At 58.5% G+C, this 26,727-nt stretch carries 27 protein-coding genes; 21 read left to right on the top strand and 6 right to left on the bottom strand.

Annotated features, from left to right (window positions below; translation table 11 throughout):
* Positions 1-130 precede the first annotated feature (130 nt).
* The 5 genes from LSG25_RS04495 (at position 131) to LSG25_RS04475 (ending at position 4,612) form a co-directional block, all read left to right on the top strand.
* The gene (locus LSG25_RS04495; protein WP_232743516.1) at positions 131-1,948 is read left to right on the top strand and encodes an acyl-CoA dehydrogenase; all 1,818 of its coding nucleotides are present in this window, start codon (positions 131-133) and stop codon (positions 1,946-1,948) included.
* A 131-nt stretch (positions 1,949-2,079) separates the two neighbouring features.
* Complete coding sequence (locus tag LSG25_RS04490) at positions 2,080-2,721, top strand: peroxiredoxin (RefSeq protein WP_232743515.1); 642 nt, start codon at positions 2,080-2,082, stop codon at positions 2,719-2,721.
* 272 nt (positions 2,722-2,993) lie between these two features.
* Entirely contained in the window at positions 2,994-3,173 is a 180-nt protein-coding gene (locus LSG25_RS04485; protein WP_232743514.1) for a hypothetical protein, read from the top strand.
* 241 nt (positions 3,174-3,414) lie between these two features.
* Complete coding sequence (rplS, locus tag LSG25_RS04480) at positions 3,415-3,804, top strand: 50S ribosomal protein L19 (protein WP_232743513.1); 390 nt, start codon at positions 3,415-3,417, stop codon at positions 3,802-3,804.
* 67 nt (positions 3,805-3,871) lie between these two features.
* The gene (locus LSG25_RS04475; RefSeq protein ID WP_232743512.1) at positions 3,872-4,612 is read left to right on the top strand and encodes a CoA pyrophosphatase; all 741 of its coding nucleotides are present in this window, start codon (positions 3,872-3,874) and stop codon (positions 4,610-4,612) included.
* A 30-nt stretch (positions 4,613-4,642) separates the two neighbouring features.
* Here the strand turns inward: LSG25_RS04475 and rsgA are convergent, their stop codons facing one another.
* Together rsgA and LSG25_RS04465 are read right to left on the bottom strand one after the other, a co-directional pair.
* Positions 4,643-5,548, bottom strand: coding sequence for a ribosome small subunit-dependent GTPase A (gene rsgA, locus LSG25_RS04470; RefSeq protein WP_232743511.1), 906 nt, complete (start codon positions 5,546-5,548; stop codon positions 4,643-4,645).
* Positions 5,541-6,785, bottom strand: a complete 1,245-nt coding sequence (locus LSG25_RS04465; protein ID WP_232743510.1) for a M48 family metallopeptidase — start codon at positions 6,783-6,785, stop codon at positions 5,541-5,543. The genes rsgA and LSG25_RS04465 overlap by 8 nt, the downstream gene beginning before the upstream one ends.
* Positions 6,786-6,832: 47 nt before the next feature.
* On the opposite strand from LSG25_RS04465, the gene orn reads away from it, so the two are divergent.
* A complete protein-coding gene (orn, locus tag LSG25_RS04460) occupies positions 6,833-7,378 on the top strand; it encodes an oligoribonuclease (protein WP_232743509.1) in 546 nt (181 codons plus the stop codon).
* On the opposite strand, the gene paaX is transcribed toward orn, so the two are convergent.
* Complete coding sequence (paaX, locus tag LSG25_RS04455) at positions 7,373-8,314, bottom strand: phenylacetic acid degradation operon negative regulatory protein PaaX (RefSeq protein ID WP_232743508.1); 942 nt, start codon at positions 8,312-8,314, stop codon at positions 7,373-7,375. The genes orn and paaX overlap by 6 nt on opposite strands.
* Positions 8,315-8,492: 178 nt before the next feature.
* Between paaX and paaA the strand changes: the two genes are divergently transcribed.
* The 14 genes from paaA to LSG25_RS04385 all read left to right on the top strand — a co-directional run bounded on the left by paaA (position 8,493) and on the right by LSG25_RS04385 (position 22,127).
* Entirely contained in the window at positions 8,493-9,485 is a 993-nt protein-coding gene (paaA, locus tag LSG25_RS04450) for a 1,2-phenylacetyl-CoA epoxidase subunit PaaA (RefSeq protein ID WP_232743507.1), read from the top strand.
* 98 nt (positions 9,486-9,583) lie between these two features.
* A complete protein-coding gene (paaB, locus tag LSG25_RS04445) occupies positions 9,584-9,871 on the top strand; it encodes a 1,2-phenylacetyl-CoA epoxidase subunit PaaB (RefSeq protein ID WP_232743506.1) in 288 nt (95 codons plus the stop codon).
* Positions 9,872-9,883: 12 nt separating this feature from the next.
* Positions 9,884-10,648, top strand: coding sequence for a 1,2-phenylacetyl-CoA epoxidase subunit PaaC (gene paaC / locus LSG25_RS04440; RefSeq protein ID WP_232743505.1), 765 nt, complete (start codon positions 9,884-9,886; stop codon positions 10,646-10,648).
* A complete protein-coding gene (gene paaD, locus LSG25_RS04435; protein ID WP_232743504.1) occupies positions 10,642-11,160 on the top strand; it encodes a 1,2-phenylacetyl-CoA epoxidase subunit PaaD in 519 nt (172 codons plus the stop codon). Before paaC ends, paaD begins: the two co-directional genes overlap by 7 nt.
* Before the next feature lie 4 nt (positions 11,161-11,164).
* Entirely contained in the window at positions 11,165-12,247 is a 1,083-nt protein-coding gene (gene paaE / locus LSG25_RS04430) for a 1,2-phenylacetyl-CoA epoxidase subunit PaaE (RefSeq protein ID WP_232743503.1), read from the top strand.
* 101 nt (positions 12,248-12,348) lie between these two features.
* Positions 12,349-14,013: a phenylacetic acid degradation protein PaaN gene (gene paaN, locus LSG25_RS04425; protein WP_232743502.1), complete on the top strand. Its 1,665-nt coding sequence runs from the start codon at positions 12,349-12,351 to the stop codon at positions 14,011-14,013.
* A gap of 13 nt (positions 14,014-14,026) precedes the next feature.
* The gene (gene paaG / locus LSG25_RS04420; RefSeq protein ID WP_232743501.1) at positions 14,027-14,815 is read left to right on the top strand and encodes a 2-(1,2-epoxy-1,2-dihydrophenyl)acetyl-CoA isomerase PaaG; all 789 of its coding nucleotides are present in this window, start codon (positions 14,027-14,029) and stop codon (positions 14,813-14,815) included.
* Positions 14,815-15,294: a hydroxyphenylacetyl-CoA thioesterase PaaI gene (gene paaI / locus LSG25_RS04415; RefSeq protein WP_232743500.1), complete on the top strand. Its 480-nt coding sequence runs from the start codon at positions 14,815-14,817 to the stop codon at positions 15,292-15,294. Before paaG ends, paaI begins: the two co-directional genes overlap by 1 nt.
* 94 nt (positions 15,295-15,388) lie before the next feature.
* Positions 15,389-16,705, top strand: a complete 1,317-nt coding sequence (gene paaK, locus LSG25_RS04410) for a phenylacetate--CoA ligase PaaK (RefSeq protein WP_232743499.1) — start codon at positions 15,389-15,391, stop codon at positions 16,703-16,705.
* 211 nt (positions 16,706-16,916) lie between these two features.
* On the top strand, positions 16,917-17,330 hold the full coding sequence (gene acpS / locus LSG25_RS04405) for a holo-ACP synthase (RefSeq protein ID WP_232743498.1): 414 nt from the start codon (positions 16,917-16,919) through the stop codon (positions 17,328-17,330).
* Positions 17,331-17,373: 43 nt separating this feature from the next.
* On the top strand, positions 17,374-18,432 hold the full coding sequence (nagZ, locus tag LSG25_RS04400) for a beta-N-acetylhexosaminidase (protein WP_232743497.1): 1,059 nt from the start codon (positions 17,374-17,376) through the stop codon (positions 18,430-18,432).
* Complete coding sequence (gene uvrC, locus LSG25_RS04395; protein ID WP_232744559.1) at positions 18,395-20,224, top strand: excinuclease ABC subunit UvrC; 1,830 nt, start codon at positions 18,395-18,397, stop codon at positions 20,222-20,224. The genes nagZ and uvrC overlap by 38 nt, the downstream gene beginning before the upstream one ends.
* A gap of 18 nt (positions 20,225-20,242) precedes the next feature.
* Positions 20,243-20,809, top strand: a complete 567-nt coding sequence (pgsA, locus tag LSG25_RS04390; protein WP_232743496.1) for a CDP-diacylglycerol--glycerol-3-phosphate 3-phosphatidyltransferase — start codon at positions 20,243-20,245, stop codon at positions 20,807-20,809.
* A 31-nt stretch (positions 20,810-20,840) separates the two neighbouring features.
* Complete coding sequence (locus LSG25_RS04385) at positions 20,841-22,127, top strand: MFS transporter (protein WP_232743495.1); 1,287 nt, start codon at positions 20,841-20,843, stop codon at positions 22,125-22,127.
* Between the two features lie 416 nt (positions 22,128-22,543).
* Here LSG25_RS04385 and queF read toward each other — a convergent pair whose 3' ends face one another.
* Positions 22,544-23,374: an NADPH-dependent 7-cyano-7-deazaguanine reductase QueF gene (gene queF, locus LSG25_RS04380; protein ID WP_232743494.1), complete on the bottom strand. Its 831-nt coding sequence runs from the start codon at positions 23,372-23,374 to the stop codon at positions 22,544-22,546.
* Positions 23,375-23,686: 312 nt separating this feature from the next.
* Here queF and aceA point away from each other — a divergent pair, with 312 nt between their 5' ends.
* Positions 23,687-25,012, top strand: coding sequence for an isocitrate lyase (aceA, locus tag LSG25_RS04375; protein ID WP_232743493.1), 1,326 nt, complete (start codon positions 23,687-23,689; stop codon positions 25,010-25,012).
* Positions 25,013-25,120: 108 nt separating this feature from the next.
* Here aceA and LSG25_RS04370 read toward each other — a convergent pair whose 3' ends face one another.
* Together LSG25_RS04370 and mazF are read right to left on the bottom strand one after the other, a co-directional pair.
* Positions 25,121-26,029 carry a LysR family transcriptional regulator gene (locus tag LSG25_RS04370; protein ID WP_232743492.1) on the bottom strand — a complete coding sequence of 303 codons (909 nt, stop codon included), beginning with the start codon at positions 26,027-26,029 and terminating at the stop codon, positions 25,121-25,123.
* Between the two features lie 343 nt (positions 26,030-26,372).
* A complete protein-coding gene (gene mazF / locus LSG25_RS04365; RefSeq protein ID WP_232743491.1) occupies positions 26,373-26,711 on the bottom strand; it encodes an endoribonuclease MazF in 339 nt (112 codons plus the stop codon).
* Between the last annotated feature and the right edge of the window lie 16 nt (positions 26,712-26,727).

Raw genomic sequence — 26,727 nt, 5'->3', positions numbered from 1 at the left:
CCCTTGAAGAAGCCTGCAAGCTTTCCCGTTTGCAGGTTTTTTTACATGAGGCCTTTCACACACCGGTTGTTCGAGGCATAGTGGTACGTGTCGCGGGGCTTGGCCGGGCAATTTCAATTCTGGAGATAGTATGAGTTATCGTGCGCCAACACAGGATATTCGTTTCGTAATCAAAGAACTGGCGGATCTGGCGGGGGTCTTGGCTCTGCCTGGCTTTGAAGAAGTCAGCGACGATCTGGTCGAGGCTGTGCTCGAAGAGAATGCCCGCTTTGTGGAACAGGCTGTCGCCCCGCTCAACCATGGCGCCGATACGTCACCCGCTCTATGGGAAGATGGCGCGGTGCGAACTTCACCCGGTTTTCAAAAAGCATTTCGCGAGTTCGCCGCGGGCGGCTGGCAGGGTCTGCAGCATGAGCCGGAGTGGGGCGGCCAGGGTTTGCCCAAGCTGGTGGGGGCGCCTGCCAGCGAAAACATCAATGCCGCGAGCCTGGCGTTCTCGCTGTGCCCCCTGCTGACCGACGGCGTCATCGAGGCCTTGATCACGGTAGGCACCAAGGAGCAGCAGGATCGATTCATTCCTCCCCTGCTCGAAGGGCGCTGGACCGGCACCATGAATCTGACCGAGCCGCAGGCCGGGTCGGATCTGGCCCTGGTTGCCACCAAGGCTGTGCCCCAGGACGACGGCAGCTATCGCCTGTCGGGGCAAAAAATCTTCATTACCTACGGCGAGCACGATCTGGCCGAAAACATTGTGCATCTGGTCCTGGCGCGCACTCCCGATGCGCCCGCCGGCGTCAAGGGCATTTCCCTGTTCATCGTGCCCAAATTCCTGGTCAAGGACGATGGCTCCCTGGGAGTGCGCAACGATGTGTGGTGCGCCTCGATCGAGCACAAGCTGGGCATACACGGCAGCCCGACCGCCGTACTGTTGTACGGATCGGGTAAAGGCGAAGCCGGGGAAGGGGCGGTGGGCTATCTGGTAGGAGAAGAAAACCGCGGCCTCGAGTACATGTTCATCATGATGAATGCCGCGCGCTATGCGGTGGGCCTACAGGGGATTGCCGTTTCCGAGCGCGCCTTGCAGCACGCCGAGGCGTACGCGCGCGAGCGCATACAAGGGCGAGCCCTGGAGGGTTCCGCGGGGCCCGTGGCGATCATTCACCATCCCGATGTACAACGAATGCTCATGACCATGCGCGCTCTTACCGAAGGCGCGCGAGCCGTGGCCTATGTGGCCGCGTCGGCTTGCGACAAGGCCAGGCACCACGCCGATTCGGGTGTGCGCAAGCAGCACCAGGCGGTTTATGAATACCTGGTCCCCATCGTCAAGGGTTTTTCCACTGAAAATGCGGTCGAGATTGCCTCGCTGGGCATACAGGTGCATGGCGGCATGGGTTTCATTGAAGAAACCGGTGCGGCCCAATATTATCGCGATGCGCGCATTTTGCCGATCTACGAGGGCACGACAGCCATCCAGGCCAATGATTTCGTGGGCCGCAAAACCCTGCGCGACGGCGGTGCCGTGGCCAAAGCCCTGGCCAAGGAAATGCGTGCCACGGTTGCCGAACTCGAGGCGGCGAGGGCGGGAGCCGACCGCCCTGGGCTGGATCTGATCGCGCGTCGCCTGGGCCTGGCCGTCGATGCTTATGAAAGAGCGGTCGATTACGTTCTGGCAAACGCCAAGGAGTCTCTGCGCGCAGTGTTTTTGGGCAGCGTGCCGTATTTGATGCTGTCGGGGACGGTTCTCGCCGGCTGGCAAATGGCCCGCGCGGCGTTGGCGTCTTGCCGCCATATCGAATCCGGCAGCACGGATCGCTACTATGCGCAAAAATTCGCGACCAGTGTTTTTTATGCGGCCCACATACTGCCCCGGGCCGAGGCGTTGTCGACGGCGCTGCTTGAAGGTCAGCTTGCTACGCAGTATGCTGGGATTGCAGCGGGCGCATAAGGATATTCATAAACGGTATTTCCACCGTCTCGCCTTTGCTGCCACAATAATTGCTTCCTTACCGATGTGGGTGGGCAGTGCCACAGCTTTCACCCATATTTTCTGATTGATTGACTGTCTAGAGAGCTACCATGACAACTTTGCGCCTGGGCGATACCGCCCCTGATTTTGAGCAGGATTCTTCTGTTGGAAAAATCCGCTTTCACGAGTTTTTGGGCAATAGCTGGGGAGTGCTGTTTTCGCACCCCGCCGACTTTACTCCAGTCTGCACCACCGAACTGGGCTACACGGCAAAACTGGCTGACGACTTCGCCAAGCGCAATGTGAAAGTGCTGGCTTTATCGGTGGACGATGCCAAGTCACACAACGACTGGATCAAGGACATCAACGAAACACAAAGCACAACGGTCAATTACCCGATTCTGGCGGATTCCGACCGCAAAGTATCCGATCTGTACGACATGATCCACCCCAATGCCAGCGCCACGGCAACGGTGCGTTCCGTATTTGTCATCGATCCCGCCAAGAAAGTGCGCCTGACCATTACCTACCCGGCCAGCACCGGCCGCAATTTCAACGAAATCCTGCGTGTTATCGACTCCCTGCAACTGACGGACAGCCATAGCGTTGCCACGCCGGTCAACTGGGAAGACGGCGACGATGTGATTATTGTTCCGTCCATCAAGGATGAAGCCGTGCTTAAAGCCAAGTTCCCCAAAGGCTACAAGACTGTTCGCCCCTATCTGCGCATTACTCCCCAGCCCAACAAATAAAGTCCGCCGGCTCCGGGCCTTCGGGTCCTGAAGCCATATGCCGTCTTGGAAGCCCCTGTTTGTAAAAAAACAGGGGCTTTTGTTTTATGCGCAAAATAAGGCTTGCAAAATATACTGTAATTTTGTACAGTTCATTTACGGCATAACTGTGTTTATAAACAGTTATTTATCAGGTGGCTTCATTCGTCCGGTTCCGCCGCATCAGCAATACAAGAGTCGAGGGCCATTTGCCCCACGCACTCTGCATCAACTTCTACTATTGCGAGGCATTCATGAATACCTATAACTCCAAGAGCGTTCCGGCCAAATGGCCATTTCCACCCCATTCCGGCCGTAATAAAAAGCCCCAGAAAATATCCCGTGGCACCATGGTGGCCGATATTTGCCTGGTAGCCGTTTGGGGAGCGATGATTCCGGGCTTGATGTGGTTGGGTGTGGCGGTTGGCTTTTAAAAAAAACAATTTGGGTGTAGAATGTTGGGTTTTGCAACTTCATCCTCTGGCGGCGGGCGTACTACTACAGGCCCGGCGGTGTTCGTCCAAATATGCTGGTTAATAAAGCGGGTTCGATGCCTATAAATGGGCAAGGGCTTGGGGCTTTAACCGAAAAGGCTCGAAAAGCCTGAAAAAGCATGGCGGAATACATCGCCCAAATATACTTACCGACCGATCACGATGACACCAGGAGTTCACTGTGAACCTAATCGCACTTCTTGAACAAGAAGAAATCCAGCGCCTGACCGGTGGTCAGCCCAAACCCGACTTCGCTCCCGGCGATACGGTTGTTGTCAGCGTCAACGTGGTCGAGGGTACTCGCAAACGTGTACAGGCATACGAAGGCGTGGTCATCGCCCGACGTAATCGCGGCTTGAATTCGGCATTTACGGTGCGCAAGATTTCGTCCGGCGAAGCGGTCGAACGCACATTTCAGCTGTACTCGCCACAAATCGCCAGTATCGAAGTAAAGCGTCGCGGCGATGTGCGCCGTGCTAAACTTTATTACTTGCGTAGTCGCTCGGGTAAAGCCGCTCGTATTAAAGAGAAACTGGTTCGTAACTCGGCAAAAAAGGCAGCTGTCCAGTAATCGGCGCTGCATTTTCCGGTATCAACCAACAAAGGCACCCGCGTGGTGCCTTTGTTTTATGAACTTCATGTCGCATAGCATACATATACCTCGACAACAACGCGTGATTCGCCGGCCAAGTTTTGATCCTCAGACTCAGCCTGTTGTATCGACTGTCGAGCTTTTGCCCGCGCTTCTGCCATCGACGATTCAACTGGAATTTATCCGTTCGGCGTTTGAGCATCCGGTGGATTGGCAGGTCGAGCCCATATTCACCGAATCGTTTGGCGGCGATTTTTCAGAATTCGACGACATCATCCGTGCGGCCGTGTTCGTTCCTCTGGTGCAAAGGCCCACGGGTTTGAATGTTATTTTTACCCGCCGCGCCTCGCATTTGCATGATCACGCCGGGCAAATCAGTTTTCCGGGCGGGCGCATCGAGGCCTTCGACCGCGACGCGATAGCCGCCGCAATACGCGAAACCCACGAAGAGATCGGGATAGAGCCTCAATATCTCAAAATAATAGGCACTCAGCCTGGCTTCCTGACTTCCACCCGATTCACCATGCTGCCCGTCATTGGACAGGTCTTGCCCGGATTCACGATACGCGCCGATATTACCGAGGTTGCCGAAGTATTCGAGGTGCCTTTATCGGTACTGATGGACCCTGGGCTGCACAGGCTGCACGAGGCGCAGCTGCCCGAGGGCGGCCATCGTTTTTATTTTTCCATCAGCTGGGGCCCTTATTTCATATGGGGCGCTACGGCGGCCTTGATACGCAATTTGTATCATTACCTGGCCGCGGTCCAAGGGTCGCCGGCTGTCTGATCAATGTGCGGCCGGTGGACTCCCGATAGTTCAATAATGGCTTTTGGCTTCGTTTTCGGCGAGTATGCGCTGATACAGCGCGTGACGTTCAGGCGTGATTTCCCCGCGCTCCAGCGCGGCCAGTACACCGCAGCCAGGCTCATGCCTGTGGGTGCAGTTATAAAACCGGCAATGTTGCACGGCGGCCTTGAACTCAGGAAATCCCTGTTCGATTTCGTGTGCGCTCAGGTGATATAGGCCAAATGTCTGGAATCCAGGGGAATCGATCAGGTCGCCACCCTGTGCCGGCAAATGGTATAGGCGGGTGCTGGTGGTAGTGTGCTTGCCCGTACCCAGTGCCAGGGAATGTTCTTGTGTTGCCGCCTGCGCGTCTGGGATCAGGGCATTGAGTATGGTTGATTTGCCCATGCCGCTTTGCCCCAGCAGAAGGCTCGTACGCCCCTTGAGCAGCGGGAGCAGCAGGTGTTGCACGTGTTCCGGGTTGCGGGCGCTTAATTCGATGATGCGCACCCCCAGTCTGGACAAATCGGCCAGGCGCTGCCGGGCCTGGTCCAGTTTCTGGGCAAGGTCGGCCTTGTTCAGCAGTATGATCGGCTCGATCCCTGCGCTCCATGCGGCCACCAGCGCGCGTCCGGTAATATCGTCGGAAAATGCCGGCTCTACCGCGACTACCAGCAGCAGCAGATCGATATTGGCGGCGAATTGCTTGGTCCGCATATCGTCGGAGCGGTACAGCAGGTTGCGGCGCTCCAGAACCTGGTCGATAGCTCCTTCGGCGGCCCCTTCAAGGGCAACGAGTACCTGGTCTCCTACCGTTGCGCCCGCCTTCTTGCCGCGAGGGAAGCATTTGCGCTGGCTGCCGTCGGCCAGCTCCACCGTGTAGTGGCGTCCGTGCGCGGCGACAATGCGCCCTGGGTGAGGGGCCGCGTCAGCCATGCTTCAGTTGCTGGATGCGCTGCACGGCAGAAGGATGGCTGTCGTAGAAGGCGGAGTGCAAGGGATCGGGGGTAAGGGTTGCGGCATTGTCGTCGTAGAGTTTGATGAGGGCGGCAGCCAGCGATTCGGCCGAGCACTGCTCTGCCGCATAACGGTCGGCCTGGAATTCGTCGCGGCGCGAAAACCAGCACCCCAGCGGCGCCGCCCAGAAGGTGAATGTTGGTGTGACCAGAAAAAACAGGATCAGGGCCAAGGCATCGTTGGCGCGCCCCAATTGAGGGTATACACCTAATTCCGTGTAGAACCAGACTTGCTGGGAAGCCCAGTCCAGCGCCTGGAAAAACAGCAGGGCCAGCACGAAGCTGACGATCATGCGCTTGATAATGTGCTTGTGTTTGAAGTGGCCCAGTTCGTGGGCCAGTACGGCTTCGATCTCGTCCACATTCAGGCGCGACAGCAAAGTGTCGAAAAACACAATGCGGCGCGCTTTGCCCAAGCCTGTGAAGTAGGCGTTGCCGTGGGCCGAGCGCTTCGACCCATCCATGACGAACAGTCCGCTCAGGGCGAAGCCGCAGCGCTTGGTCAGGGCCTGGATGCGGGACGCGATTTCGGGATTGTCGAGCGGTGTGAATTTGTTGAAGAGCGGGGCAATGACCGTGGGGAACAGCCACAGGATCAGGAAGTTGAAACCGACCCAGACGAGCCAGGCCCACCACCCCCAATGGGCGCCGGTATTGGCCATGACCCAGAGCACCAGCGCAGTCAGCGGCGCGCCAAAGAGCAGCGCAAGCAGCAGGCCTTTGCAGGCATCGATCATAAACAGGCGAGGCGTGATGCGGTTAAAGCCGAATTTCGCTTCGAGCCTGAATTTGCGCCAAATTGAAAAAGGCAGGCCGAGCAGCCCAAGCAGCGCCGTGAGAATACCGATCAGGGCCAGTTGGCGCCACATGTCGCCGGAAATGGCGCGGCTGAGTTCCAGGTCGAGGAACTGCAGGCCTCCCAGCAGCGTCAGGCCTATGAGCACGGCGGCGTCGACAACCCTCTCGATCATGCCCAATTGCGTTTTGGCGAGCGTGTAGTCGGCGGCGCGCTGGTGGCTGTACAGGCCTATACGGTCGGCGAATTCCGCCGGAACCTGATCCCGGTGTGTGGTGACGTGGCGAATCTGGCGTGTGGCAAGCCAAAGACGCAGGGCAATATCGATCAGCAGAAAGGCAATAAACAGCAATGTGAACATATATATCGGGCGCGTATGCGAAAATCTCTTTTTTGAGGATGAATTATATGGCGGTTAATGCTCAGCGTTTGGTATGGCTCGACATGGAAATGACGGGGCTGGATCCGGAAAAAGAACGCATTATCGAAGTGGCGGTAGTGGTGACGGAGCCGGATCTGACCGTGGTGGCGGAAGGTCCGGTATTGGTTATACATCAGAACGATGCCCTGCTTGACGGCATGGACAAATGGAATCAGTCCACCCACGGTAAAAGCGGGCTGATCGACAAGGTCAAGGCTTCGACGCTTACCGAAGAGCAGGCCGAAGAACAACTGCTGGCCTTTCTGAGCCAGCATGTTCCTGCCGGCAAATCGCCTTTATGCGGCAACACCATCAGCCAGGATCGGCGCTTCATGGTCAAGTATATGCCGCGCCTGGAGGCTTATTTTCATTATCGCAATCTGGATGTCAGTACGCTCAAGGAACTGTCCCTGCGCTGGAAGCCGGAAGTTTATAAAAGCTTCGTCAAGAAAAGCCGCCATGAAGCGCTGGCCGATATTTACGAGTCTATCGACGAGCTCAAGCATTATCGCGAACATTTCATCAAGCTATGAGGATCGGGGGCTGTGGTTGCCGAAGCGCTGATATACATGGGGCTTGAGCGCCTGAAAATGGCTAGGATCGCGCTGGATGACTTGGTTGAGGTGCTCTTCGGCGAGATCGAATACCTTCCAGTATAGCTTGCCGCATAGCTCGCGCGCGGCATGGCCCGGCCAGTCGACCGGCAGCATTTGCTGAGGCAGTTGGGGGTCGTGAAGCACAATGCGACGCCATTCGTGAATAGTCAGGGCGCGCACCGCAAAGGCCTGCATGGGCCGGGTGTGGCCGTCGATCGCCTCCAGCATCGGGGCGAACGTATCGGAAAACTGCCGGTACTGCTGCGCGACGTTTTCCAGATCCCAGCACTGGGAGACCAGGGAACCCAGCAATAGGCCTTGCCCTTTGTTCATATCGTGGGCGCTCAGTATCAGCGCCTTGTCGGTGACTTTCAGCTTGGCCAGGACCTTTCGCGCCCGCACAGTCTGGTTGCGGGGCAGGGCGAAAATGCCCGGCGCAATCGCGCCGAAGCCGGCCCAGACCAGTTCTCGCCGCAGCGCGCCGCGCCCGTCCAGGCTGCTGTTGCCGAAACGCGGCAAAATGACCAGAGTCCAGTCCCCGTTCCAGTCGTTGCGCGAGCCGACATAGATCCGCTCCGAGGCGGCGGCGGTCAGTTCCTGGCCCGATTCGCTCAAGCGGTACAGGCTGCGGCGTCCGTGCCGTTCCGATTGCAGCCAGTCCTGGGCCACCAGCCGGAATACGCTGGTGCGCAACAGGCGTTCATTGATTCCTAGAGGGGTGACGAGATCGATCAGGTCGCTGAGCCATATATTGCCGCCATGCGGGCCGATGGCGTCGCCCAGCAAGGTAACGCTCAGGGATTTGGCCCTGGGCGGGTCGCGCTGGAGCAGGGCGTGGATCAGGAGTTGCAGCGTACTTTGCGGCTCAGGCATGGCGAATGATTTGTTTCCGATAAAGCAGGCCCACATCTTATACCAGGGCGTCGGTATTGCAGTATTCCGCAGGATTCGCCATAAGCCTAATTTGATACTAAAATATGATTGACAGTATTTATTTTGTAATAAATAATAGCTTGAATCGGTTCTGAAAAATTATTCACAGGAGACTGCCGTGTATGCTCAACTCGTTGAAACTGGGGTGAAAAACGTCCGGTCCCTCGATCAGATGACAGGGCCTGAGCTGGTTTTTCAGCAACGTGTCGATGAAGGCGTCCGCATCGAGGCCAAAGACTGGATGCCCGAGGCCTATCGCAAAACCCTGGTGCGGCAAATTTCCCAGCATGCCCATTCCGAGATCGTCGGCATGCTGCCCGAAGGCAACTGGATTACACGGGCGCCCAGCCTCAAGCGCAAGGCCATTTTGCTGGCCAAGGTCCAGGACGAAGCCGGCCATGGCCTGTATTTGTACAGCGCGGCCGAAACCTTGGGCGTTTCGCGTGATGAACTGGTTGGCGACCTGCATTCTGGCAAGGCCAAATATTCCAGTATTTTCAATTACCCCACGCTTACCTGGGCCGATATCGGCATGATAGGCTGGCTGGTCGACGGCTCGGCGATCATCAACCAGATCCCCCTTTGCCGCTGTTCCTACGGTCCTTATGCCCGCGCCATGGTGCGGGTTTGCAAGGAAGAATCCTTTCATCAGCGCCAGGGCTACGATCTGCTGATCCAGATGTGCCGCCATGGCACCCAGGAACAGAAAGACATGGCGCAGGACGCGTTCAACCGTTGGTGGTGGCCGGCGCTCATGATGTTCGGCCCCTCGGATGGCGAATCGCCCAATAGCGCGCAGTCCATGCAGTGGCGCATCAAATTGTTTTCCAACGACGAGCTGCGTCAGAAGATGGTCGATCAAAGCGTGCCGCAGGCTGAATACCTGGGCCTGAAAGTCCCCGATCCCGATCTCAGGTGGAACGAAGAGCGCGGGCACTATGATTTCGGCGAAATCGATTGGTCTGAGTTTTATGCCGTGATCAAGGGGCATGGACCCTGCAATCGCGAGCGCCTCCAGGCGCGCGTGGCAGCCCATGAAAACGGAGCCTGGGTACGTGAAGCCCTGTCGGCTTATGCCGATAAGCATGCCGGCCTGGCCGCGGCAGCCTGATAGCAGCCGCGGGGCACGGGTCCATTCAGGTATTCCAGATTCGTTCTATTGCAGGTAATTATCATGCCGGTATCCAGTCCGGCGTCAAGGAAAGCAACATGAGCCCAAACGCGTGGCCTCTTTGGGAGGTCTTTATCCGCAGCCAGCACGGCCTGGCCCATAAGCATGTCGGCAGCCTGCATGCTTCCGATGCCGAAATGGCCATCAACAATGCGCGCGACGTGTATACGCGCCGCAATGAAGGGCTGAGTATCTGGGTGGTCAGGGCCGTCGATATCGTGGCCAGCAGCCCGAGCGACAAAGAGCCCTTGTTCGAGCCGGCCAATAGCAAGGTTTATCGCCACCCCACGTTCTTCCCCATGCCGGAAGAAGTCAAACACATGTAGCCTGGAGGGCATATGGATCAATCCTTGTTCCAATATCTGCTCCGGCTGGGCGATACCACTTTGATCCTGTCGCAGCGTCTGTGCGAATGGTGCGGTCATGGACCGGAGCTCGAAGAAGACCTGGCCATGACGAATCTGTCGCTCGATCTCCTGGGGCAGGCGCGCCTCTGGCTGACGCTGGCCGGCGAGGTGGAAGGCCGGGCGCGCGACGAGGACAAGCTGGCCTATTTGCGCGATGCGCCCGAGTATCGCAATTATTTGCTGGCCGAGCGCAGCAACGGCCATTACGGGGATACCATCGCACGCCAGTTTTTCTTTGATGCGTGGCATTATTTCTTGTTGAAAGAACTCTCAGGCTCTTCGGATGAGCGGGTCGCCGCGATTGCCGAAAAATCCCTTAAAGAGGTCACCTATCATGTGCGCCGTTCGTCGGATCTCATGGTGCGCCTGGGCGATGGCACGGCGGACAGCCACGCCAGAATGCAGGCGGCGGTCGAATCGATCTGGCCTTATTTGGGGGAGCTGTTTGCCGACGACGATATCACGCTCGAACTGGCGCAGCGCAAGGTAACGGTCGAGCATGCCTCACTATGGCCGGCCTGGCTCGAACATGTCGGCCAGGTGCTGGCCGAAGCCACGCTGGCCTTGCCTACGCCCGACGACGCCCATCACCCGGCGTTTCGCGGCGGCGTGAGCGGGCGCCATACCGAGGCGCTGGGCTTCATTCTGGCCGAGATGCAGCATCTGCAGCGCGCCTATCCGGGAGCCACATGGTGAATGCGAACGTCGCCGCGATCCCTGTTCCTGCGGAGCAGGTGATGCAGTGGCTGGCCCAGGTGCCGGATCCTGAAATACCCGTGTTGTCCGTGGTCGACCTGGGCATTGTGCGCGATGTATCCTGGGACGGAGCGATCTGTGTGGTGACGATTACACCCACGTATTCGGGGTGTCCGGCCATGCGGGAAATTTCCGCCGATATTCAGGCAACGCTTGCACACAAAGGTGTGGCCGATGTCCGCATCGAAACTCGCTTGTCGCCCGCCTGGACGACCGACTGGATGACGCCCGAAGGGCACGCGGCGCTCAAGAATTACGGCATCGCTCCTCCCAAGGAAAAGGCGATCGATATTTCCGGAATTTCGCGCGGCCTGCATCGCACGGTTGTCCAGTGCCCCCGCTGCGGTTCGGAAAAAACCCGCCTTGTCAGCCATTTCGGTTCTACCTCGTGCAAGGCCTTGTACCGCTGCGGCGAATGCGGTGAACCCTTTGATTACTTTAAGGCGCACTAGCGTTATGGTTCAGTTTTATCCATTGAAAGTCGCTTCGGTCGCCAAAAACACACGGGATGCCGTGGTGGTGACTTTTGAAGTCCCCGGCGAGATACGGGAAAAATTCGCATTTCGTCCCGGGCAATATCTGACCCTGCGCACACAGGTCGACGGCGAAGAACTGCGGCGCTCGTATTCGATCTGCGCGGCGCCTCGGGACAAGCTGCTGCGTGTGGCCATCAAGCGCCTGAACGATGGTGCTTTCTCATCGTGGGCCAATGAGCACCTGGTTCCTGGAGAGATGCTCGATGTCATGCCGCCCGATGGGCACTTCACTGTTGATTTTTCTTCCGAGCACAGCCGCGGCTATGTGGCTTTTGCGGTGGGCAGCGGCATTACCCCCATCCTGTCCCTGATCAAGACCGCCCTGGGTACCGAGCCTGGTAGCCGTTTTACGCTGTTTTACGGCAATCGCTCCTCGTCGGCGGTCTTGTTCCGCGAAGAGATCGAAGACCTGAAGAATCTGTATATGGAGCGGTTTTCGCTGGTATACATCATGAGCCGCGAAATCCAGGATGTCGACCTTTTCAACGGACGCCTCGATGGCGCCAAGGCCGGGCAGCTGCTTTCCTTGTGGCTGGATCCCGGCCAGATCGATGTGGCGTTTGTCTGCGGCCCGCAAGACATGATTGAATCGGTGACGCAGGCCCTGCAGGACAAGGGGCTGGACAAATCGCGGATCAAATTCGAGCTGTTCGGTTCGCCCAAAGGGCCGCGCGCCCTGCGCATCGGGCAAGAGGCGCGGCACGCTCCGGGCAGGGAGCAGTGTGAAGTGACAGTCATACAGGATGGCGTCACACGGACACTGACCATAGAAAAAAACAAGGATAGCGTACTGGATTCGGCCCTGGCTCAGGGGGTCGAATTGCCGTATTCCTGTAAAGGCGGGGTCTGCTCCACATGCCGATGTAAAGTTATCGAAGGCGAGGTCGACATGGATGCCAATTTTGCGCTTGAAGACTATGAGGTGGCGCGCGGCTTCGTGCTGAGTTGTCAGAGCTTTCCCGTTACGGATCGCCTGGTCATCGATTTCGACCAGGAAACTTGAAATATCATGGATGGGGGCAGGCGCAGCTGCGCGCATGCACCACCAGACATTATGTTTTGCCCGCCTGGCGGGCAAACCTTTAACTTACAGGAGTGAGCACAGTGTCTACCGATTTTTTCAGCTCCCATCAGGCGGTTCTGGAGCAGGCCGTGGCGGCGGCGGCCGCTCGCGGCTACTGGAGCCCATTTTCCGAGTCACCCAGTCCGCGTATATATGGAGAAACGGCCAACGACGATGGGCGTGCCGCCTTCGAAGCCTATCGGGGGCACGATTTCCCGCTTGATCTTGACGGCGCCAGCGGCAAGACCGGTGCCGAGGTCTCGCCTTTTGGCTTCGACCTGAATATTTCTTATCCGCAGGTTCCGGCCCCGGCCCTGACAGCCCAATCGCAACAGGCTCTTGAATCCTGGCGCGAAGCCGGCCCCCGCGCCTGGGTTGGCGTGGCGCTTGAAATCCTCAAACGCCTGAATCAGCGCAGTTTTGAAATTGCCTACGCGGTTCAGCACACCACAGGGCAAGGATTCATGATGGCGTTCCAGGCCGGCGGCCCGCATGCGCAGGATCGCGGCCTCGAGGCGGTTGCGTACGCCTGGCAGGAAATGGCGCGCATTCCCGGCCTGGTTTCCTGGGAAAAGCCGCAGGGCAAGCACGATCCGATCCGCATGCAGAAGCAGTTTACGGTCGTGCCGCGCGGCGTAGGCCTGGTCATAGGCTGTTCCACCTTTCCCACCTGGAACGGCTATCCAGGCCTGTTCGCCAGCCTGGCTACGGGCAATACGGTCATTGTCAAGCCGCATCCCGCGGCGATTCTTCCCTTGGCCATTACGGTCAATATTGGCCGCGAGGTCCTGGCTGAAGCGGGCTTCGATCCCAATGTGCTGCTGCTGGCGGCTCATGGCGCCCAGGACGATACGGCGCAGGCGCTCGCGCTCGATCCAGCGGTCAAGCTGATTGATTTCACCGGCAGCAGCGCCAATGGCAACTGGCTGGAGTCCAATGCCCGCCAGGCGCAGGTGTATACCGAAAAGGCCGGCGTGAACGCGGTGATTATCGATTCGGCCGACGACTTCAAAAGCGTGGCACGCAATCTGGCTTTTTCGTTTGCCTTGTATTCGGGGCAGATGTGCACCGCGCCGCAAAACATTTATGTGCCGCGCGGCGGCATTGAAACAGCCGACGGCCATTTGAGTTTCGACGAGGTCGCCCAAGGCCTGGCCGCCGCGGTCGAAAAGCTTACGGCCGATCCCGCCAAGGCCGTCGAAGTTACCGGAGCCGTGCAAAACTCGGCGACGCTGCAGCGCATACAAGACGCTCGCGCGCTGGGCCTGCCGGTATTGTGCGAGAGCCGCAGCCTGCCGCATCCGCAGTTTGAACAGGCCCGTGTTCAAACGCCTCTGTTGTTGAAAGCCGAAGCGGGCGATCCGCAGATCGCCCGCGAATGGTTCGGGCCCATTGTTTTTGTGGTGGCTACCGATTCCACCGCCGACAGCATCGGCTTGATGCAGCGCTCGGTTGCCCTGCATGGCGCGCTGTCGCTGTCGGCCTACACGACCGATAAAGCGATTGCCGGGCAGGTGCAAAAGGCGGCGGAGCGGGCCGGTGTGTCTCTGTCGCTGAATCTGACTGGCGGGGTTTTTGTGAACCAGACGGCGGCATTCAGCGATTTTCATGGTACTGGCGCCAACCCGTCGGCTAACGCGGCGCTATCCGATTCCGCCTATGTCGCCAACCGTTTTCGTGTCGTGCAAACGCGCTGGCACGCCTGATAAGGGATTACACATGAGCTATGACAGTATTCAATTCGAATTCGAGCGCGGCATCGCGAAAATTACGCTCAATCGGCCCGATAAGCTCAACAGCTTTACGGAGGCCATGCATGGCGAACTTGCCGAAGCGCTTGGGCAGGTCGAGGCCAAGGGCGCTCGCGTATTGGTGCTTACGGGCAGCGGCCGTGGATTCTGTGCCGGCCAGGATTTATCCGAACGCCAGATGAGCGCTGGAGCCGCCCCCCTCGATCTTGGCCAAACCGTAGGCAAATTCTATATTCCCCTGGTGCGGCGGCTGCGTGCATTGCCGGCGCCGGTGGTGGTCGGCGTCAATGGCGTGGCGGCAGGCGCGGGCGCCAATCTGGCCTTGGCCGGAGATATCGTTATTGCCAAGCAGTCGGCCAGCTTCATTCAATCGTTTGCGCGGCTTGGGCTGATACCGGATACCGGCGGCACATACGTACTGCCTCGCCTGGTTGGCCAGGCGCGCGCCATGGGGCTGGCCATGCTGGGCGACAGGCTTAGCGCCGAACAAGCCGCCCAGTGGGGGCTGATCTGGCAATGTGTGCCCGACGAGGCTTTCGATGCCCGTCTGACCGAATTGGCGGAGCACTTTGCAGCGGCGCCCACCAAGGGGCTGGCCTATACCAAGCGTGCCTTGAACCAGAGCTTGAACCATACCCTGGACGAACAGCTCAACCTGGAGCGCGACCTGATGCGTGAATTGGGCGCCACTGAAGACTATGCCGAAGGTGTGTCGGCCTTTCTGGCGAAACGCAATCCGCTGTTCAAGGGGAAATAATGAGTGCAGCGCAGTCCGGCCTGGCCCTCGACCCTGTCGAGCTTCCTTCCGATCCGCAGGCTCTGGCGGAGGTGGCGGCCAAGGCCATGTACGAAAAAGATCCCGCAACACAGGCCTTGGGTATTCGTTTGATCGAGGTCGCGCCTGGCCGGGCGCGAATGCAAATGACGGTTCGGCCCGACATGCTCAACGGCCATCAAACCTGTCATGGCGGGTTTATTTTTGCGCTGGCCGACAGCACATTTGCATTTGCCTGCAATTCCCGCAATCTGGCTACTGTAGCATCGGGCTGCACCATCGATTACCTTGCGCCGGGTTTTGCGGGTGATATTCTGACTGCCGAGGCCTCGGAGGCTTCATTGGCGGGCCGCACCGGGGTTTACGACATACTTGTCAGCAATCAGGAAGGCAAGCGCATCGCTTTGTTTCGCGGCCGTTCTTATCGTATCAAGGGCCAGGTGGTTGGCGAGGCCGGATAATGCCGAATGCCGCCAGCTGTTTATCCAAACCCGGAACCCGCTATCGGGGCGCCCGGGCGTATTGCAAATATTGAACCAAAGGCAGGAGCCGGAAATGTCCGAGTCAAAATCGCCCAAACGGGGCCGCGATGCCATCGAGCACGCCAGTCAGGATGAGCTGCGCAGCTTGCAGCTCGAACGCTTGCAGTGGTCCTTGAAGCACGCGTATGACAATGTGCCGCACTATAAAAAATCTTTTGATGCGGCCGGTGTGCATCCGGGCGATTTGAAACAGCTATCCGATTTGTCCCGCTTCCCCTTTACGACCAAGCAGGACTTGCGCGACAACTATCCGTTCAAAATGTTTGCCGTGCCGCGTGAACAGGTTACGCGCATTCATGCCTCCAGCGGTACGACCGGCAAGCCGACCGTTGTTGGCTATACGGCCCGCGATATCGATATCTGGTCCGACCTGGTGGCACGCTCCATCTGGGCCGCCGGAGGGCGTCCGGGCGACATTGTGCATGTGGCCTATGGCTATGGCCTGTTCACGGGCGGCCTGGGTGCGCATTATGGCGCCGAACGCCTGGGCTGCTCGGTGATCCCCATGTCGGGCGGACAGACCGAAAAACAGGTGCAACTGATCCATGACTTTGAACCCAAGGTCATCATGGTTACTCCTTCGTATTTTTGCAACATCATCGAGGAGATGGAGCGCCAGGGGCACGATCCGCATAAAAGCTCGCTGCGTATCGGCATCTTCGGCGCCGAGCCCTGGACCGGGCAGATGCGCGCCGATATCGAAGCGCGTTGCGGCATCGATGCCGTGGATATCTATGGCCTGTCCGAGGTGATGGGGCCCGGCGTGGCCATGGAGTGTGTCGAATCCAAAGACGGCCCGGTTGTATGGGAGGATCATTTCTTTCCCGAGATCATCAATCCCGCCACAGGCGAACCAGTGGCCGATGGCGAAGCGGGCGAGCTGGTATTCACATCGCTGACCAAAGAGGCCATGCCCGTCATACGCTACCGCACCCGCGATCTCACGCGTTTGCTGCCTCCCACCTCGCGCAGCATGCGCCGTATCGACAAGATTACCGGCCGCAGCGACGATATGCTGATAGTGCGCGGAGTCAATCTGTTCCCGACTCAGGTCGAGGAAATCGTGTTGAAAATACCGGAGCTTGCCGCGCAATACCAACTGGTGCTGACACGCAGCGGCAATCTCGATGAGCTCGAAATCCTGACCGAGGTTCGGCCCGAGCATAACCATCTGGGCGAGGCCGAGCGCGAAGGGCTGGCCGCCAAACTCAAGCATGCCGTCAAAACCTATGTTGGCGTCAGCGCCCGCGTCACGGTGCAAGCCGCGGGCCAGGTCGAGCGCACTGTGACAGGCAAGGCACGCAGAGTGATCGACAAACGTCCAAAATAGGGCCTGCTCCAAGGGCCTGCATTGCTCTTCGAACCCGCGTCGCTTGCCTTTGTTCGCTGCCGCGGTGCGAGAGGCAGGGCTGTCATGGCGTCCACGCATATCGGGGCGCCATTTTTTTTATGTTTGACGTCAAGGTATGATGCGAATTTGGCTCCGATGCGGATACAGGTATCGGGTGCTGGTCGGATCGAATTTTCAGGCTGGGTTGTGAATGCGGGCAGAAGCGGGAAAGGTGGCGGGTATTGGCGTTGATTTGCTGCGTGTTGAACGCGTTGCGCGCGCCTATGCGCGTCATGGGCAGCGCTTCGCGCAGCGTATCCTGGGTATGCAGGAGTTGGAAAAATTTCAGCACCGCTACGAGCGCGACCCTGATCGGGGCATCCGGTTTCTGGCGACCCGTTTTGCCGCCAAAGAAGCGTTTTCAAAGGCCATAGGCCTGGGCATGCACGATCCCATGTCCTGGTCCCGGATGCAAACGCTCAATGAACCCGGCGGCAAGCCGCGGGTCAGCTTGAGCGAGCCTCTCGCCAGTTGGTATGCGCAGCGATTTGGCGCGGCCCATGTTTCCCTGACCGACGAAAGCGATACAGTGGCGGCCTTTGTCGTTGTTGAATCGAGGCCATGATCCAGTTGATCGAAACCTTTTAATGTAGGAATGAACCAGCGCAATGCGTACAGAAAAAAACTCTGCAGCTCTGGCCCCCGGCCCTGTCATGGTCGATGTGGCGGGCATCCGCCTGACCTCGCAGGAAAAGCAGCGCCTGCATCATCCGCTGGTGGGCGGTGTGATTCTGTTTGCCCGTAATTTCGAGAACCGCGAACAGTTGTCGGCCCTGTGCCAGGCTATTCATGCGGAGCGCGCCGAGCCCTTGCTGATTGCCGTCGATCACGAAGGAGGGCGCGTGCAGCGGTTTCGCACGGACGGTTTTACGCCTATTCCGGCCATGAGCCTGTTTGGCGAAATCTGGATGCAGGATTCGCTGGGGGCGATGCGCCTGGCTACCGAGACCGGCTATGTGCTGGGTGCTGAACTGCGCGCCTGCGGTGTGGATCTCAGCTTCACCCCGGTGCTGGATCTGGATTATGGCGTCAGCAAGGTCATTGGCAACCGGTCGTTTCACCGCGATCCCCGGGTGGTGACCTTGCTCGCCCGTTCACTGATCCAGGGCTTGATGCTGGCCGATATGGCCGCTTGCGGCAAGCATTTCCCGGGACATGGCAGCGTCGAGGCCGATTCGCACCACGAAATTCCGGTCGATGCCCGCAGCTTTGACGAAATTATGCAGGAAGATGCCGCTCCGTATGGCTGGCTGGGCGATATGGTGCTGCCGTCGGTGATGCCCGCGCATGTCATCTACTCGAGCGTTGACCCTCATCCGGCCGGGTTTTCCCGGCATTGGATCCAATCCATTCTGCGGCATGAACTGGCCTACGACGGGGTGGTGTTTTCCGACGACCTCACGATGCAAGGGGCGACCGTGGCGGGCGATATCCTGGCCCGTGCCCAGGCCGCGCTGGGCGCGGGCTGCGACATGGTGCTGGTTTGCAATCGCCCGGATCTTGCCGACGATCTGCTGGCGCGCCTGGTGATTGACCATCCGGCCGAATCGATCCAGCGGATACGCCGCCTGATGCCAAAGCGGCCGGCGCTGGACTGGGATGCCTTGCAGGCCAATGAACGATATCAATATGCCAGACGACTTCAATCTCAAATTATTTCTGGCTGATTTACCGCATCTTCCGGGTGTATACCGGCACATCGATGCGGCCGGCGAGGTGCTGTACGTAGGCAAGGCCAGAGACCTGAAAAAGCGCGTTTCCTCGTATTTCCGGAAAACGCAGAGCAGTCCGCGCATTGCGCAAATGGTGGCCAGGGTCGTTCGCCTGGAAGTCACCGTGACCCGGTCCGAGGCCGAGGCGCTGCTGCTGGAAAACAACCTCATCAAAAGCCTGAAGCCGCGCTACAACATCCTGTTTCGCGACGATAAATCGTACCCCTACCTGGCGCTGACCGATCATGCGGCGCCGCGCATTGCCTATTATCGGGGCAGCACGAGCGGCAAAGGGCGGTATTTCGGGCCCTATCCGAATTCTTGGGCGGTGCGTGAAACCATACAAATCCTGCAGCGGGTATTCCGTTTGCGGACCTGCGAGGACAGCGTTTTCGCCAATCGTTCACGGCCTTGCCTGCTGCATCAGATCGGTCGCTGCTCCGCTCCGTGCGTACAGCTGATCGCTCCTGAAGAATATCGGGCCGATGTCGAGCGCGCCGTGCGTTTCCTCGACGGCCGGGCCAAAGAAGTCATGCATGATATCGGGTCGCGCATGCAACAAGCCTCCCAGGCCCTGCATTTCGAGCAGGCGGCGGTATTGCGCGATCAGATGGGGGCCCTGGCGCTCGTGCTGCAACAGCAGACCATGGAGAAAATCGGCAACGACGACGTCGATATCATTGCCGTCGCTTCGGCGGGGGGGCGGGTCTGTGTCAATCTGGCCATGGTGCGCGGCGGCCGGCATCTGGGAGACAAGCCTTTTTTTCCGACGCATGTGCATGAAGGCGAAGACGGCATCGGTGATGTGCTGACGGCATTTGTCGAACAGCACTATCTCGACGGCGGCATGCCGGCGGTGCTTGTCTGTTCGCATGCCCTGTCCGATCCGGCGCTGATAGGGTTGCTGGCCGAGCAGAACGGCGTCAAGGCCAGGGTGCTGGTCAAGCCTCAGGGGGTGCGCAAGACATGGCTGGAGCAAGCGCAAAAAAATGCCGAGCTGGCCCTCGCCCGCCTGTTGTCGGAATCCAGCGCGCGGGCGGCCCGCTCGCTGGCGCTGGCCACGGCTCTGGATATGGATACGGATGAAGCGGCGCTGGATGCGATGCATATTGAATGTTTCGACATCAGCCATACGGCGGGAGAAGCCACACAAGCCTCCTGCGTCGTTTACATGCATCACGCCATGCAGCCTTCCTTGTACAGACGCTACAACATTGCCGGAATTACGCCGGGCGACGATTACGCGGCAATGCGCCAGGTGCTGACGCGCCGGTTTACGCGGGTGGCAGACGGGTTTGCGGCCATGCCCAATATTGTGCTCATCGATGGCGGCAAGGGACAGGTCGAGGTGGCCCGTCAGGTGTTTGTCGAACTGGGCCTCGATACACATACCATTGTGGGCGTGGCCAAGGGTGAGGGGCGCAAGGTGGGGCTTGAAACCCTGGTATTTGTGGATGGGCGGGCCGCGGTTGCCCTGGGGGTCGAATCTGCCGCCCTGATGCTGGTGGCCCAGATCAGGGATGAGGCCCATCGCTTTGCCATTACGGGCATGCGGGCGCAGCGTGCCAAAACGCGCAATGTATCCCGTCTTGAAGAAATCGAAGGGGTGGGCGCGCGGCGGCGCCAAAAGCTGCTGGCGCGTTTCGGCGGCTTTTCGGGAGTGGTTGACGCCAGCATCGACGACTTGCAGTCCGTTGACGGAATCTCCGCCGAGTTGGCCGAGCGTATCTATCAGGCACTGCGATGATGTAGTATTGTGCTCATTATGCCGATCAATTTTCCGATTTTTCTGACATGGCTGCGCATAGCCATGATTCCGCTGGTGGTGGGGTTGTTTTACCTTCCTGGCAGCTGGGTGCCGGCGCGCGATGCCATTGCCGCCTGGGCCTTCATCGTGGCCGCCCTGACCGACTGGTTCGACGGCTGGCTGGCCCGGCGCTGGAATCAAACCTCGTCGTTCGGTGCTTTCCTGGACCCTGTGGCCGACAAGCTCATGGTGTGTGCGGCACTGCTGGTCCTGCTTGATTTGAACCGTGTCGATTCGTTCATTGCATTGGTAATCATCGGGCGTGAAATCACCATATCGGCCCTGCGCGAATGGATGGCAAAGATCGGTGCCAGCGGCAGCGTGGCCGTGCACTGGCTGGGCAAATTCAAAACGGCGGCGCAAATGATTGCCATCCCGTGCCTGCTGTACTGGCAGCCGATTTACGGGGTTTCCCTGCATAGCGTGGGCAACGTGCTGATTATCATTGCCGCCATCCTGACGGTCTGGTCCATGTGCTATTACCTGCGGCGGGCCTGGCCCGAGATCCGCGATCGGGCTGCGTAACGCCGGCCCGGTATTCATCCAGCTCTCGAACATGACAACTGCAACCCTCAATCTGCCTGCCGACAGCCGGTCTTTGAAGCGCAAGGACTGGGCCATCATCAGCCTGATCGGCGCCGCGCACTCGTGCTCGCATTTTTTTCAGCTGGTGCTTCCGACGCTATATTTGTCTTTGGGAGCTGAATATGGCTACGACTTTGTCAAGCTGGGTTTCCTGGCTTCGGCGTTTTTCCTGATGTCATGCATAGGACAGGCTTCGTCCGGATTCATCGTCGATCGGATCGGGCCCGCTCCGGTACTGCGTTTCGGCTTGTCCTGCTTTGTGGTATCGGGTGTTCTGATCGGCCTGTCCAACGGGTATGCCATGCTTGTGCTGGCCGCCCTGATAGGGGGGGTGGGCAATTCGGTTTTTCACCCTGTCGATTACTCTATCATCAACCATCGTGTCAGTTCGCGGCGGCTGGGTCATGCGTTCAGCACACATGGCCTTACAGGCAATCTGGGTTGGGCGCTGACTCCGGTGTTCATGGCGGCGATCATCCATATCGCCAATTGGCGTGTGGCGGTGTTCGCCGCGGCTGGCTTGGTGGCAGTCGTGCTGGCTCTGACTTGGCTGGGGCGCGATCTGCTGGCGGGTAAAAATGAAGAGCTTGTCGCCGACTCGGGCTCGGCTGGCGAGCCGGCCGCATCGCCCGGCCTGGCCAGACAATCGGTGCGTCAAACCTTGGCTACCTTGCTGGTGCAGCCGGCGTTGTGGGGCGCATTCCTCTTTTTTGCCTTTACATCCATGGCTTTGTCGGCGGTGCAAAACTACACCATCCCAATGTTGAGCGGTGTCTACGGCATCGACAAGGTGTTGGCGGGCACCGCCTTGTCGGCATACATGGTGGCGGCCGCGGCCGGCATGCTGGCAGGTGGGTTTCTAGTCGGTGCTACGCCGAATACCGAGCGTACTGTGGCGGTGTCGCTGGTCCTGGCGGGCGTTTTGCTGGTCGTGCTGGCCTCCGGGTCGGTAGCGCCATCGTTTGCCATTGCGCTGGTGGCCTTGGCGGGTTTTTGCTCGGGGGTTGCGTCGCCTTCACGCGATATGCTGATACGCCGTGTCACACCCAAAGGGGCTACGGGCACGGTGTATGGTCTGGTTTATTCGGGTATGGATGTCGGTTCCTCGCTGGCTCCGGTCGGGTTTGGCGTGCTGCTCGATGCAGGCTATAACCAGGGTCCCTGGTTCGGTGCCGCCGTTGGCTTTGTGGTGGCGGCATTCCTGGCCATGTGGGTGGCTCGCTCGGCGGCTCGCGCGGCTGTGCCTGCGGTGGCGTAGGTGGTAAGTGGTGGTTTAACGGCTTTCCGGGTTCTTAAGACGCGGGGGTGGCGGCCCAGGCAGGGTGGAGCTCGCATCGTCCGGTCCTGGCTTTGCCAGGACTGCCCGCGGCCGCAGCCTGGATCGGGCGGTCACGGAACTCGCGTCGTCCACAGCCCCCCGGGCTGTGGACACCCGTGACGCTCAGACAACCGCTCCCTTGCCTCCCGATCCAGGCTGCGGCCGCGGCGGACTCAAGCTCGCTCACCCTGCCTGGGCCGCCACCCCCGCTCGCGTTGACGTTTTTTGGACAATCGCAGGCAACTTGCATGCTGATGGCCGGCGTGACTACGCGAGGATTGTGCGAACAGTTCGTGCGGTTGTTAGTGGATTTGTAATGGTGGGGCTCGTCGCCGGTCATGGGTTCGGGGTTGCCCTTACTGCCGGATGGTTCGCTGGTTGACCACATTGGTCGGGTGGCTGCTGCGCCAGGGGTTGATGTCGAGGCCGCCGCGTCGGGTATAGCGCGCATAGACAAACAGCGCTTCGGGGCGGCAGGCTTGCCAGATATCGCAATACATCCGTTCGACGCAATGTTCGTGGAATTCGTTGTGCTGGCGCAGGGAAATAATATATTTGAGCAAGGCTGCCCGGTCTATTTGCGGGCCGCTGTAGCGGATTTGCACGCTGCCCCAGTCGGGTTGGCCTGTGACCGGGCAGTTCGTTTTAAGCAGGTCCGACATCAGGGTTTCGCTTACAAGCGGCGCATCGGGTACGCAGCGCAGCAATTCGGGGGCGGGTTGATAGCGTTCGATGCTGACGTCGGCGTCATCGATGTTGATTCCTTCAAGTGCCCGATACGCCGTGTCGACGTCCGCTGCCACGATATCCACATCCACATGGACGGCTGCGCCCGAGGCGCGACTCAGGTCCTGCCTGAGGCATTGCAGCACTGCGTGCGGGCCATCGAAGCGGCTTTCATTGAACGAGTTGAGGTACAGCTTGAATGATTTGGATTCGACGATATTGGGGCTGTTCTGGCTGAATACAAAGCATGCGGTGGCTACGACCGGCTTGCCTTTGAGATTCAGCCACGATATTTCGTAGGCATTCCAGACGTCGGCCCCTTGCCATGCGGGCACGGGCTGCAGCGACAGGGTTTGACGATTTCCCGAACGGGCGATGGGAAACAGCACTGTCGGGTCATAGGTTTTCGGGTAGGCCACGTCGTGGCCCAGGGGAGCATGAGTCAGGGTAGGGTCAGCCATACAAATAGTGAAAATACAAAAGTATGAATCTATTCAAGCCATTGTACTGCCATCGCCATCCTGTTTTCATATTATGAGAATTGCTTTTTGCCATGCAAAACGTGAATGTTGCGCAGCATCATTTCTGTTTTCATAGCGAAAAATATCGTTTTATATTGTGAAATAAAATTTATAATATATTGATTTTAAAGATTAATATATTTAATCTTATATAAGATATAAGTGTGATTTGCTCTGCAGCAAAGGCGTAGAATTTTTCCTAAGGATTCTTGCTGATTTACTTTTATTTTTGATACTTTCAGGAGCGCCACCATGAGCACACGCGAAAACGAAATCCGTAATTTACAGAAAAACTGGGCGGAAAACCCCCGCTGGCAGGGCATCAAGCGCGGCTATGGGGCCGAAGAGGTGGTACGTTTGCGCGGCTCCGTCGTGGTCGAGCATACGCTGGCACGCCGTGGATCCGAAAAATTATGGTCATTGCTGCAATCCGAACCGTTTGTAAATTCGCTGGGTGCGCTGACCGGCAATCAGGCCATGCAGCAAGTCAAGGCTGGATTAAAAGCGATTTACCTGTCGGGCTGGCAGGTAGCGGGCGATGCCAACGGTGCCGGTGAAATGTACCCCGACCAGTCGCTCTATCCCGCCAACTCGGTGCCGCAAGTGGTGCGCCGTATCAATAATGCGCTGACCCGCTGCGACCAGATCCAATGGATGGAAGGCAAGAATCCAGGCGATAGCGCTTACCTGGACTACTATGCGCCCATCGTGGCCGATGCCGAAGCGGGCTTTGGCGGCGTCCTGAATGCGTTCGAGCTTATGAAAGCCATGATCGAAGCGGGCGCCAGCGGCGTGCATTTCGAAGATCAGCTGGCTTCGGTGAAGAAATGCGGCCACATGGGCGGCAAAGTGCTGGTGCCTACCCGCGAAGCGGTGGCCAAGCTTGTATCGGCCCGTCTTGCGGCCGACGTCCTGAATGTGCCGACGCTCCTGCTGGCTCGCACCGATGCCGACGCTGCCGACCTGGTCACCAGTGATGTGGATGAAAACGATCGTCCTTTTATTACCGGCGAGCGCACGGTAGAAGGCTTCTTCCGCACCAAGGCGGGGGTCGATCAGGCGATTTCGCGCGGCCTGGCCTATGCACCGTATGCCGATTTGCTGTGGTGTGAAACTTCAACTCCGAATCTGGAGTACGCGCGCAAATTCGCCGATGCCATTCATCGCCAGTTCCCGGGCAAGATGCTGGCCTACAACTGCTCGCCATCGTTCAACTGGAAGAAGAACCTGGACGACGCCACGGTGGCCAAGTTCCAGCGCGAACTGGGCGCGATGGGCTACAAGTTCCAGTTCATCACCTTGGCCGGCTTCCATGCATTGAACTATGGCATGTTCGAGCTGGCGCACGGGTATGCTCGCCGTCAGATGAGTGCTTTCGTCGAATTGCAGCAGAAGGAGTTCGCCGCCGCAGACTTGGGCTTCACCGCCGTCAAGCATCAGCGCGAAGTGGGTACGGGTTACTTCGATGCCGTTACCCAGGCGATTGAAGGCGGCCAGTCATCGACCACAGCGCTTACGGGCTCGACCGAAGAAGCCCAGTTCAAAAGCTCGCCCGCTGACGGCCTGAAAGTAGCCTGAGCGTTTGTTTGACCGGGGTGCCTGCGAGGGCACCCCTTGTCTCTTGGTTTTTCCAGTGCACGGTATCCATGTTGACAAGCAGGCAATGCGCGCTTTAATGCCCGAGGGTCAATGAGTTTCCCAATAAGATGCCTTGGAGTAATGGGCCTTGAGCAAATCGACGAAGGCTCGCACTCGCACCGGCAGGTGTTTGCGTTCGGGCAGCATGGCGTAGATTCCATTGGGAGAGGCGGCGTATTCATCGAGAACGCTTACCAGGCGGCCTGCGGCAAGGTCTTCCCGTACTTCCCACAGGGCGCTCCAGGCCAGACCGCATCCCGCGAGAGTCCATTTGCGCAGGACCGAGCCATCGCTGCAAGCCAGGTTTCCCTTGACTTGCATGATTCTTGTCTGACCCTTGTGCCTGAGCCGCCAGTCCTTGGCCTGATCTCCTTGCGTTGCCAAAGACAAGCAGTTGTGACGAAGCAGGTCTTCGGGGCTATGGGGGATTCCATGCGCGTCCAGGTATGAAGGGGCGGCTACGATGACGCAGCGGCTATCGGCCAATCGCACGCCGGCGACCTGAGGGGCTTGCGCATCGCCAATCCGGATGGCGCAGTCGTAGCGCTCTTCAATCAGATCTACCTGCCGGTCGCTCAAGTCAAGTGTAATCGTGATGTCGGGATGGGCCTGGATGAACAGCGGCAGCAAGGGGCCTATATGGCGCCGCCCGAAACCCACAGGCGCACTGATCCGCAAATGACCGGAAGGCTTGATGCTCCCCTGGGTAATCCGGGCTTCGGTATCGTTCATATCGCGCAGGATACGCTGTGCTTCTTCGAGGAGGGTTGCACCCTCGGAAGTCAGGGACAAATGGCGGGTCGAGCGTATCAGCAGTTTCAGGCCCAGGCGAGCCTCGAGTGCGTTGATGCGCCGGCCCATCATGGCTGGGGCGATTCCCTCGGCCCGTGCTGCGGCCGACAGGCTTCCCAGAGTCGCCACCGAGACAAAACTCTCAAGCTGTTTGAATTTATCCATGAGGCGATGCTTTTATTTAAAGGGTCATTTGCCTCGATTATATTGCCATATGTATCAATGCATTCCGTTGAGATGAGCGACTTTACAGTTCTTTTTTCCGAAGAATCGCACATGTTGCAGAATTGCCTATAAAAAACGTATCAATATGTAATGGCTTTCTCTACCTTTTCGCATACCTGCGCAAAACTTTGCAGGATTTGACCGGAAACACGGAAAGCGTTCGTGCGCGACCGCCGCCTGCCTGGCATCAAGCAGGCGGTAATTCAATACGATTAGGTGGTTTGTTGCTTTGCAGCATTGAGGACCGAGGGAGGCGCCCGCGGGAATCCGGCGAGGCTGCTGTTTACCCTTTAAAAATGAGTGCTTGCAGCTTTGCGCGGATCTCGGCCAGTTCGGATGAGCTGATGCGTCCCTGGTGGCTGATTTTGCTGCTTGCCCAATCCAGGCTTTTGATTTGATCGGACAGGGCGGCGATGCGCTGTTCGGCGTCGATCAGGACTTCGAACGGATAGCCCTTGATAGTCGGGGTAATGGGGCAACATATCATTAGCCCAGTTTTTTTGTTGTAGGCAAGAGGACTGAGCACGACCGCGGGCTTGTAGCCGGGGCCGGTTGAGCCTTTGGGCACATCGAAATGCAGCCAGATGATATCGCCGGCCGTGGGGATATAGCGTTTGCTCATGGTGGGCCTCGTCGAA

This window comes from Paralcaligenes sp. KSB-10, from assembly GCF_021266465.1.
Taxonomy (GTDB): Bacteria; Pseudomonadota; Gammaproteobacteria; order Burkholderiales; family Burkholderiaceae_B.
This window is presented reverse-complemented; position numbering and strand designations above follow the sequence as displayed.

Coding starts and splice junctions, on each gene's coding strand:
- LSG25_RS04465 (WP_232743510.1), bottom strand. CDS start 6,785: ATGTTCACATTGCTGTTTATTGCCTTTCTGCTGATCGATATTGCCCTG.
- LSG25_RS04475 (WP_232743512.1), top strand. CDS start 3,872: ATGTCGCATAGCATACATATACCTCGACAACAACGCGTGATTCGCCGG.
- paaK (WP_232743499.1), top strand. CDS start 15,389: ATGTCCGAGTCAAAATCGCCCAAACGGGGCCGCGATGCCATCGAGCAC.
- pgsA (WP_232743496.1), top strand. CDS start 20,243: ATGCCGATCAATTTTCCGATTTTTCTGACATGGCTGCGCATAGCCATG.
- paaD (WP_232743504.1), top strand. CDS start 10,642: ATGGTGAATGCGAACGTCGCCGCGATCCCTGTTCCTGCGGAGCAGGTG.
- paaC (WP_232743505.1), top strand. CDS start 9,884: ATGGATCAATCCTTGTTCCAATATCTGCTCCGGCTGGGCGATACCACT.
- LSG25_RS04385 (WP_232743495.1), top strand. CDS start 20,841: ATGACAACTGCAACCCTCAATCTGCCTGCCGACAGCCGGTCTTTGAAG.
- LSG25_RS04490 (WP_232743515.1), top strand. CDS start 2,080: ATGACAACTTTGCGCCTGGGCGATACCGCCCCTGATTTTGAGCAGGAT.
- paaE (WP_232743503.1), top strand. CDS start 11,165: ATGGTTCAGTTTTATCCATTGAAAGTCGCTTCGGTCGCCAAAAACACA.
- rsgA (WP_232743511.1), bottom strand. CDS start 5,548: ATGGCTGACGCGGCCCCTCACCCAGGGCGCATTGTCGCCGCGCACGGA.
- paaG (WP_232743501.1), top strand. CDS start 14,027: ATGAGCTATGACAGTATTCAATTCGAATTCGAGCGCGGCATCGCGAAA.
- queF (WP_232743494.1), bottom strand. CDS start 23,374: ATGGCTGACCCTACCCTGACTCATGCTCCCCTGGGCCACGACGTGGCC.
- nagZ (WP_232743497.1), top strand. CDS start 17,374: ATGCGTACAGAAAAAAACTCTGCAGCTCTGGCCCCCGGCCCTGTCATG.
- paaB (WP_232743506.1), top strand. CDS start 9,584: ATGAGCCCAAACGCGTGGCCTCTTTGGGAGGTCTTTATCCGCAGCCAG.
- uvrC (WP_232744559.1), top strand. CDS start 18,395: ATGCCAGACGACTTCAATCTCAAATTATTTCTGGCTGATTTACCGCAT.
- LSG25_RS04495 (WP_232743516.1), top strand. CDS start 131: ATGAGTTATCGTGCGCCAACACAGGATATTCGTTTCGTAATCAAAGAA.
- mazF (WP_232743491.1), bottom strand. CDS start 26,711: ATGAGCAAACGCTATATCCCCACGGCCGGCGATATCATCTGGCTGCAT.
- LSG25_RS04485 (WP_232743514.1), top strand. CDS start 2,994: ATGAATACCTATAACTCCAAGAGCGTTCCGGCCAAATGGCCATTTCCA.
- acpS (WP_232743498.1), top strand. CDS start 16,917: ATGCGGGCAGAAGCGGGAAAGGTGGCGGGTATTGGCGTTGATTTGCTG.
- paaI (WP_232743500.1), top strand. CDS start 14,815: ATGAGTGCAGCGCAGTCCGGCCTGGCCCTCGACCCTGTCGAGCTTCCT.
- aceA (WP_232743493.1), top strand. CDS start 23,687: ATGAGCACACGCGAAAACGAAATCCGTAATTTACAGAAAAACTGGGCG.
- LSG25_RS04370 (WP_232743492.1), bottom strand. CDS start 26,029: ATGGATAAATTCAAACAGCTTGAGAGTTTTGTCTCGGTGGCGACTCTG.
- orn (WP_232743509.1), top strand. CDS start 6,833: ATGGCGGTTAATGCTCAGCGTTTGGTATGGCTCGACATGGAAATGACG.
- paaX (WP_232743508.1), bottom strand. CDS start 8,314: ATGCCTGAGCCGCAAAGTACGCTGCAACTCCTGATCCACGCCCTGCTC.